Source organism: Kitasatospora sp. NPDC059812, from assembly GCF_042732075.1.
Taxonomy (GTDB): domain Bacteria; phylum Actinomycetota; class Actinomycetes; order Streptomycetales; family Streptomycetaceae; genus Kitasatospora.
Genome location: NZ_JBHWIO010000018.1, coordinates 1 through 8,559, shown reverse-complemented (window position 1 = coordinate 8,559; position 8,559 = coordinate 1). Strand labels below are relative to the sequence as shown.

The following is an 8,559-nucleotide window of genomic DNA, read 5'->3' as shown; positions in this document are numbered from 1 at the left end:
GCGCCCCCCCCCGGCGGGCCGCCCCCCCCCCCCGCCCCCACCACACCCCCGCCCGCCCCCGAGCCGGTTCAGGCGCTGCGTCGTCGGTCGGGCGCTGTGCCGACGGTCAGGGCCGCGCCGTCGGTCAGCTGGTGCCGGGGTCGCTGGTGCCGGGGCGGCCGTTCTCCAGGTGGCCGGCCCAGCGGCGGCGGAAGGTCGGGCCGTCGGTGGCGGCGACGGTGATGTCGTACCAGCGGCTGTCGGGGCGTATGTCGAAGGTGAACTGGGCCGAGGCGCCGCGCCGGATGCTGCGGCTCTGCTGCGAGCCCTTGGCGTAGGCGTTGGTGACGGTCACCGTCCGGGCGGCCGGCCCGTTGTTGGTGATCTTGACGCGCACCTTGGACTTCTGCGGGTCGAACAGCGCGACCAGCTCGGTCCGGGCGCTGCCCTCGAACTCGTACACCGACCCGTTCGGGCCGTGGGCGGCGAGGTGGTAGTCGCCGGAGGCGGAGTGCGGCCAGAAGTCGCCGAGGGTGTCGCCGCCGGAGATGGTGTAGCGGCGGGGGGCGGCCTTCGGCGCGGTCCGGTCGTAGATGTAGAGCCAGGCGCCCGCTTCGCCCCGGTTCTCCAGATCCAGCTGGAACCGCCCGGGGGTGTCCGTCTCCTCCTCGTTGACCACCAGGTCGTACGGGAGGGCGCGGGCCGGCCGGACGCCGGGCTCCTGGGTGGGCATCCGCTGGGGCAGCGGCACCTGGTACGGCTTGCCCTGCGAGGCGATCGGCGCGGGCACCGGGATCGAGACCGGCCGCGGGTCGGCGCCGGAGAAGTCGAGCGCCGAGGTGAGGTCGCCGCAGACCGACCGGCGCCAGGCGCTGATGTTGGGCTCCTCGATGCCGAACCGGGCTTCCAGGAACCGCAGGACGGAGGTGTGGTCGAAGGTCTCCGAACAGACCCAGCCGCCGCGCGACCACGGGGAGATGACCAGCATCGGCACGCGCGGGCCGAGGCCGATCGGCTGGAGGCCGCCCGGGTCGGCGCCGGGGACCAGCGGGCCCATCTCGCCCGGGTGCTTGCCGAGGTCGAGCAGTTCGTCGCGCAGGCTCGCCCTCAGGTCGGCGGAGACGATGCCCTGGCCGCCCGGGCCGCTGACGACCGGCGGCATCGGCGGGACGACGTGGTCGAACAGGCCGTCGTTCTCGTCGTAGTTGATGAGGAAGACCGTCCTGCCCCAGACCTCGGGGTTGGAGGTGAGCGCGTCCAGCACGAGGTTGATGTAGTACGCGCCGTCGGTGGGCGTCGCGGACGGGTGCTCGCTGTACTGGTACGGCGGGACGATCCAGGAGACCTGCGGCAGCCGGCCCTGCTGGACGTCGGCGCGGAACTCCTTCAGCGTGTGGTCGGTGGCGCCCTTGTCCACCAGGGGGCCCGACGCGCCCTCGGCGACCTGGTACCGCTCGAAGAACATCAGCGAGTTGTCGGTGTAGTTGTCCGTGGGGGTGCCCGGCTCGCCGGAGCCGCCCTGGTACAGCTTCCAGCTGACGCCGGCCTTCTCCAGGCGCTCGGGGTAGGTGGTCCAGGTGTAGCCGTTGGTGTTGTTGCGCTCCTCCAGGCCGGGGCCGTTGGGCTTGCGGCCGTACACGTTGCGCGGGTCGCTGGTGCCGGTCCACAGGTAGATGCGGTTGGGCGCGGTGTCGGCGTGGACGGAGCAGAAGTACGAGTCGCAGAGGGTGAAGGCGTCGGCCAGGGCGAAGTGGTACGCCAGGTCCTGGCGCTTGAGGTGGCCCATCGTCATGACGTCCTGCTTCTGGTTCACCCACTGGTCGTGGCGCCCCTCGTTCCAGGCGAGGTGGCCGCTGCTCCAGCCGTGGTCGGTGCCGGCCTGGTACTCGGTGGTGTTCCTGGGGTCGATGTACCAGGGCAGCACCTCCTGCTCGGAGGCGGGCAGACCGCGGTCGTGGTAGCGGCCGGTCTTCACGGCGGCGGCGGGCTGGTGCCAGTTCGGCCGGCCGTCGGGCAGCAGCGTGGGGCGAGGGTCGTCGAACCCGCGCACGCCGCGCAGGGTGCCGAAGTAGTGGTCGAAGGAACGGTTCTCCTGCATCAGGACGACGACGTGTTCGACGTCCTCGATCGAGCGGGTCCGGCCGATCGCGGGCAGTGCCAGGGCCTTGCTGACCGCGGGCGGGAACGCGCCGAGGCCTGCGGCGGCTGCGGACGCGCCGCTCAGCTGGAGGAATCGGCGCCGGTCGATGGAGGCCACGTGGTGTCCTTCCTTCTCGGGGTACGGGGGGTGCCAAGAAGGTTCGAACATAGGTGCCGCAGCCAGGCCGTACGAGGTCCCCCAGCGAACGCCGCATGAGTTTTCAGCCAATTCCTGTCTAGCCAACTTCCCCGGACCCACCGGCGGCGGGCCCGGAAACCCGCATGCGTCGCCCCGTACCGTTCTGCGAGCATGACCGCATGGTCCACCGTCTCGAACCCATCGTCGTCCGGCACACCCACCGCCTCCCCGCCCCCTCCCGGCCGGGCGCTCCGGCGGGGCAAGGCGCTGTCGCGGCGCGGCAGTTCGACGCCGCGCTGATGTCCGTGGGCTTCAAGCTCTCGGCGGACCTGCTGGAGTACCTGTCGGGGCTGCCCGAGGCGACGGTCGTCGACACCGCCGCCCGCACCCTGGGCACCGTCCGCGAGTCGGTGGGCGACCACGTCGGGCACAACGCCTACTTCATCGACTTCCCGCTCAACGTGCCGGACACCTTCGAGTTCTGGACGCACTGCATCGCCGGGGCGCTCGCCGACGACGCGTCGCGAGGCAGTGTGCTCGCCCAACTGCGCACCGGCGTGGTCGACCTGCTGACCCTCCCGTCCTACGGCCGCTACCAGCACAGCTACGCCGAACTGCTCGCCGCCCACGACGAGCTGATCGCAGCTGCGGGCGACCGCATGACGGTCCTGCACCTGGGCGGCGCCCTGGAGGAGGAGGTGACGGCCCTCTACCTGGCCCTGGCCGGCAGCACCACGCCGCTGGGCGAGGAGGGCCTGCGCGACCTCGGCGTGCTCGCCGGGCACTGCGTCGCCGGTCCGCAGCCAGAGGCGATCCCGGTCCGGGAGAACCGCGCCGTCGTCAACCTCGCCCGCCTCCAGGCCGGCGCCGACCTCCTCCTGGACACCGTCACCGACGTGCTCCGGCTGGCCTGCGCACTGTCCGACGGCGACGTGACCCTGGCGGAACCGACCCGGTTCCGGGCGCTGTCCCGACCGGCCCGCCGTGCCCTGCTGGCCGGCCTCGACGCCGTGGTGGGCGCCAACCCCGCCAAGCTCGCCGACGTCAGCGGGCACCGCGAGGCGTTCAAGCGCCTCGGTGAGCGCCTCCACCCGCACGAGTACCCGCGCTGGCCGCGCGCCGCCGAGGTGTTCGCCGTGGCCCGGGGCGAGGTGACGGCCCGCTCCCTCACCAGCCGCGTCGAGGAACTCCTCGGCGCCGGCGACGTCACCGGCGCGGTACGGCTGCTGGCCGCCGCCCCGGGCATGCTGTTCCGCTCCCTGGACCGTCTGCTGCGCGCGGGCCGCACCCCGGAGGAACGCGACACCGTCGTGGCCGCCGTCGAGCAGGCCGCCCCGCTGGTCTCCGGCCGGGTCCTGCTGTCGGTCCGCGAACACCTCCACAACCGCACCGGGGAAGCGGACGGGCGCCGCCTCTTCGTCAACCGCCTCGGCCGCGCCTGGGTCACCACCGACACCCGACCGCCCCTGCCGGCACCCGAACGCGACCGCCTGCTCGCCGCCCTGGACGCCGAGACGAGCCGCCGCCTCCCCGACCCCGGGCACCTGCTGATCGACCCCGACGTACTCGACGTCGCACTCCCGCTCAGCGGCAAGGCCACCACCGCCGGACTCGGCGTACTGCCCCGCGGTTCCCTCACCCCGGTCGACGGCGAACTGCTGCGCTTCTTCGTCTACTGGAAGCAGACCGGTCACAGCACCGACTTCGACCTGTCCGCCCTGATGCTCGACGACTCCTACGAGACGCTCGGCTGGCTCTCCTACACCTCGCTCAGCCAGGTCGAGGGCGAGCACTCCGGAGACGTCACCGACGCCCCCGACGGCGGCTCCGAGTTCATCAACCTGCGCCTGGGCGCCGTACGTGGCAGCGCCATCGTCCCGCAGGTCAACATCTTCTCCGGTGAGGGCTTCGAGGAGGTCGAGGAGTCCTTCTTCGGCTTCATGCTGCGCGACGCCGAACAGCAGGGCCGCCCCTTCGAACCGCGCACCGTCCGGATGAAGTCGGACCTGCGCGGACCGGGCAGGGTCGCCCTGCCGCTGGCCTTCCTGCGTGGGGACGACGGCCGCTGGCACGCCAAGTGGCTGCACCTGTACCTGAAGGGCAACCCGAACGCCAACCGGGTCGAGGGGAACCGGATGTCGGTCGCCACGCTGCTGCGGGGCATCGTCGGGCGTGACCACCTGACGGTCCGCCATCTGACCGAGCTGATGGGCGAGCGCGCCACCGCCACCACGCTGTGGGACGGCACGTCGCTCCCGGCCGGCCCGGTCACGTACATCGGTCTGGAACGCCCGGAGGGCCTGCACCCGGACTCCGTCGTCATCACCCCGGAAAACCTGCGTGACCTGATCCCCGCCTGACTGCTAGCGTTGGCCCCGGCGAGGCCATGAACGGGCTTCCTTCTCACACCACCTGACATAGCCCGTTCGCTTTCCTCGCCCTCGACCACCCGCCGGGGTGCCACAAGGCACCCCGGCGTCGTCGTTTCCCCGTGGTCCACCTCCTCGGCCGGCGTTGTTCCGCCCCAGGCCGGGTGGGTCCGTGCCGTCCCGTCGGTCCGCTCGGTATGACCGTGATCACATCAATTCCGTTGTGCCGTGGTCCGGCCCCCATCGCGTCTGAGTTCGGGGGTCTGTGCCCACGAGCGAATCGGAGACCGGACTGTGCGTGCTGACCAAGGTGGCGGGGCGGAGAAGGAGAAGCCCGGAGGGGAGGCCGGAGGGGAGAAGCCCGGAGGGCGGCGGTGGATCGACTACCCGCGCAGAGGGCGGCGCGGAGTCCGCCGCTGGCTCCCGTCCTGGCGGCAGCTGCTCCTGGTGACGGGGGCCGGGGCCGCGGTGCTGACGGGGTGGCTGACCTGGTTCTACGTCACCACCCACGTCCCGGAGGACCTGAACGCCTTCGCCACCCAGCAGAACAACGTCTACTTCTGGGCGGACGGCACCGAGATGGCGCGGATCGGCGAGACCAACCGGCAGGAGGTGCCGCTCGACCAGGTGCCGGAGTCGGTGCAGTGGGCCGTACTGGCCGCCGAGAACGAGACCTTCTACTCGGACCCGGGGATCTCCTTCACGGGCATCGGCCGCGCGGTCTACCAGATGGCCTCGGGCGGTGAGACCCAGGGCGGCTCGACCATCACCCAGCAGTACGTCAAGAACAACTACCTGAACCAGCGTCAGGACTTCTCGCGCAAGCTCAGCGAGATCGTCATCGCGATCAAGCTGGACCGGCGGATGGGCAAACCGGACATCCTGGCCGGCTATCTGAACACCAGTTGGTTCGGGCGCGGCAGCTACGGCATCGAACGGGCCGCGGCGGCGTACTACGGCAAGGACGTCTCGCAGCTCAACCCGAGCGAAGGGGCCTTCCTCGCCGCCCTGTTGAAGGGGGCCGGGCAGTTCGATCCGGGGATCAGCGCGAACAACCACCGGCGGGCCGAGGAGCGGTGGTCCTGGATCCTGGACCGGATGGTGAAGGTCGGCAGGCTCTCCGCCGCCGAGCGCGCCCGGTACACGGTGTTCCCCGAGCCCAGGACCCAGCCGAAGGCGGCGGGGCTGAGCGGCCAGGTCGGGTACCTGGTGGACATGGCCAGGACCTACGTGGAGGGCCACAGCGACATCACGCAGGCCCAGTTCGACCTCGGCGGCCACCAGATCTTCACCACCTTCGACAAGCCGAAGGTCAACGCGCTGGCCGCCGCGGTGCGGGACGCCACCAAGGGGATCGACCCCGACAGCCGCGAGGCCGACCGGTTACTGAAGGTCGGTGCCGCCTCGGTGGCCCCGGACGGGAGGATCGTCGCGCTCTACGGCGGAACCGACTACCTGAAACAGGGCTTCGACAACGCCAACACCTCCACGGTGCCGGTCGGTTCGGCCTTCGCCCCGCTGGTCTACGCCTCGGGCCTGAGCGAGGGCGTGCAGCGCAAGCGGGGCGGCAGCCGCACCCCGGTGACGCCCACCACCACCTACGACGGCGACGACGGCGTGAACGTGATGACCCCGGAGGGGCCGTACTGGGGGCGCAACGGGCGGATAGCGAAGACCGCCAACGACGGCAAGCGGAGCTGGGGGACGGTCACCCTGAGGAGCGCGGTGGAGCAGTCCGTCAACGGGCCGATGATGCAGCTCGCCATGGACGTCGGCCTGGACCGGGTGCAGAAGACCGCCGCCGACCTGGGCCTGCTCCCGGGCAGTATGGGGGAGTTGGTGCCGGCCTTCGGCGTCGGGAACTCCACACCGAGCGCGATCAGGACCGCCGACGCCTACGCCGCCTTCGCCGCCGGAGGCAGCCACACGGACCCGTACTCCGTCCTGCGGATCACCCGGAACGGCGAGCCGCTCGGGCTGCGCCTGCCGACCGCCGTACAGGCGCTGACCCCGCAGGTCGCGGGGGAGGTGGACGCGGCGCTCAAGAGCGCGGTCCGCACCGGGAGCGCCAAGGCGGCGGCGGAGGCCGGGCCGGACCTGGCCGGGAAGCCGGGGACGACCCCGGAGCGCACGGCGGGGTGGTTCGTCGGCTACGACGCGCGGATGTCCACGGCCGTCACGGTCTTCCGGGCGGACCTGAAGGACATGAAGCTGCTCTCACTGGAGGGGCTGGGCGGCGCCGCCCCGGACACCCCGGACTCCGCGCTGCCCACCCAGATCTGGACCTCGTACATGAAGGCGGCCGGTGGCCCGGGAGGCGCGAGCGGCCGGTAGGGCCTGGGGCGCCGGTAGGGCCTGGGGCCGGTGGGGCCGGGCGGCCGCGGGGTGTGGTGTCACGGCCCCGCAGCCGCCCGGGCCTGGTCACTTGACCAGGCGGGACCAGTCGGCCGGCTGCCCCGGGTCCAGCGCGCGCAACTGGTCGAGCACCTTGGGGTCCTGGGCGTCCAGCCAGTCGGCGACCTGGCGGAAGGACACGCAGCGGACACCCTCCCGGGTGCAGACGCTCTTCATCACGTCCTCGATGGCCTGCATGTAGATGCCGCCGTTCCAGCTCTCGAAGTGGTTCCCGATGAAGAGCGGGGCCCGGCTGCCGTTGTAGACCCGTTCGAAGCCGTTGAGGTAGCCGTTGCGGGTCTCCTTCTCCCACGCGTCGTACTTCTTCGGATCGCCCTTGGTGGTGTCCTCGGACTGGTTGGCGAGGAAGTTGTAGTCCATCGAGAGGACCTGGGTCGATTTGCCCGGGTAGGGCAGCAGTTGGAGCGGGAAGTTCCAGATGCCGCCCTTCTTGCCGGGCCAGACCTGGAACTCGCCCGGTGAGCTGGCGTCGTACCGGAAGCCGGCCGCCTTCTCGGCCGCGAGCAGGTTCTTCTGGCCCTGCAGGCAGGGGGCGCGGCCGCCGACCGCCTCCTTGGTGTAGTCGAAGGGCAGCGGCGGGAGGTTCTTGAAGCCGGTGTTGGTCTTCCAGTTGGTGACGAAGGAGATCGCCTGGTCGAGCTCGCTCTTCCACTCCTCGGTGCTCCAGTCGTCGCCGCCCTTGGAGTCGCAGAAGTGCCCGTTGAAGTGGGTGCCGATCTCGTTCCCGTCCTGCCAGGCCAGGCGCAGTTGCTCCAGGGTGTCCTTGATGTGGGCGTCGGTGGCGAAGTCGATGGCGGAGGCGCCGGCGTCGTGCTGCGGCGGGTGGTAGAGCGTGCGTTTGGACTTGGGCAGGGTGTAGATGCCGCTGAGGAAGAACGTCATCTGGGCGTTGTTCTCCGTGCCCAACTTGCGGAAGCGCGAGAACTGTTCGTCGTCGCCCTCCAGCGCGCCGTCCCAGGAGAACACCACGAACTGCGGCGGCTTCTCACCGGGCTTCAGCTTCTCGGGCCGGGGTTGTCTGGGCTGCGGGCCGGTGTCGGAGGTGGAGCCGTCGCCGAGCACCTTGACCTGGCCGTCCCAGGTCGGCGTGGCGCTGGGGGTCGGGGTGGCACCGGGGCTGCTGGGGCTGTCGGAGGGTGTGCCGCTCGGGTCGGGTGTGCTCTCCGGAGCGGCGCCGGCGGTGGCCGGTCTGCCCTTCGAGTCGGGGCCTCCCGTGCCCAGGCCGAGGGCCACGACGACCCCCGTTGCCAGCAGGACAGCCACGCCACGAGCAGGCCGCACCGTTCCTCCGTTTCTCCGACCTGCCGTCAAATGCTGGTCAGATAGTCATACGTATGGTGCGAACATCAGAACACCTTGATCGACAATGTGTCGAGGCTTGCATGGGACGGGAGTTGGGAGATAAGTGTGCGACCGGGGGGCGGGGGCGCCCCCCGGGGGGGGGGGCCGCCCCCCGGGGGGGGGGGGGGCCGGCGCCCCCCTTACCGCGGACCCGCTCGGGCGCGGCGGTCTCAGAGC

4 protein-coding genes are annotated in these 8,559 nt (G+C 71.4%); 2 read left to right on the top strand and 2 right to left on the bottom strand.

Annotated elements, in window-relative coordinates; translation table 11 throughout:
* Positions 1 to 124: 124 nt before the first annotated feature.
* Positions 125 to 2,236 (bottom strand): phosphocholine-specific phospholipase C, encoded by a 2,112-nt coding sequence (locus tag ACFV6D_RS12205; RefSeq protein WP_380559488.1) that lies wholly within the window; start codon positions 2,234 to 2,236, stop codon positions 125 to 127.
* Between the two features lie 200 nt (positions 2,237 to 2,436).
* Here ACFV6D_RS12205 and ACFV6D_RS12200 point away from each other — a divergent pair, with 200 nt between their 5' ends.
* Both ACFV6D_RS12200 and ACFV6D_RS12195 read left to right on the top strand, forming a co-directional pair.
* Entirely contained in the window at positions 2,437 to 4,617 is a 2,181-nt protein-coding gene (locus ACFV6D_RS12200; protein WP_380559486.1) for a hypothetical protein, read from the top strand.
* A 303-nt stretch (positions 4,618 to 4,920) separates the two neighbouring features.
* Positions 4,921 to 6,960 carry a transglycosylase domain-containing protein gene (locus ACFV6D_RS12195; RefSeq protein WP_380559484.1) on the top strand — a complete coding sequence of 680 codons (2,040 nt, stop codon included), beginning with the start codon at positions 4,921 to 4,923 and terminating at the stop codon, positions 6,958 to 6,960.
* A gap of 87 nt (positions 6,961 to 7,047) precedes the next feature.
* Here the strand turns inward: ACFV6D_RS12195 and ACFV6D_RS12190 are convergent, their stop codons facing one another.
* Complete coding sequence (locus ACFV6D_RS12190; protein WP_244293523.1) at positions 7,048 to 8,304, bottom strand: hypothetical protein; 1,257 nt, start codon at positions 8,302 to 8,304, stop codon at positions 7,048 to 7,050.
* Positions 8,305 to 8,559: the final 255 nt, after the last annotated feature.

Excerpts from the sequence above, each read along its gene's own strand:
- ACFV6D_RS12200 (WP_380559486.1), top strand. The coding sequence starts at position 2,437 with ATGGTCCACCGTCTCGAACCCATCGTCGTCCGGCACACCCACCGCCTC.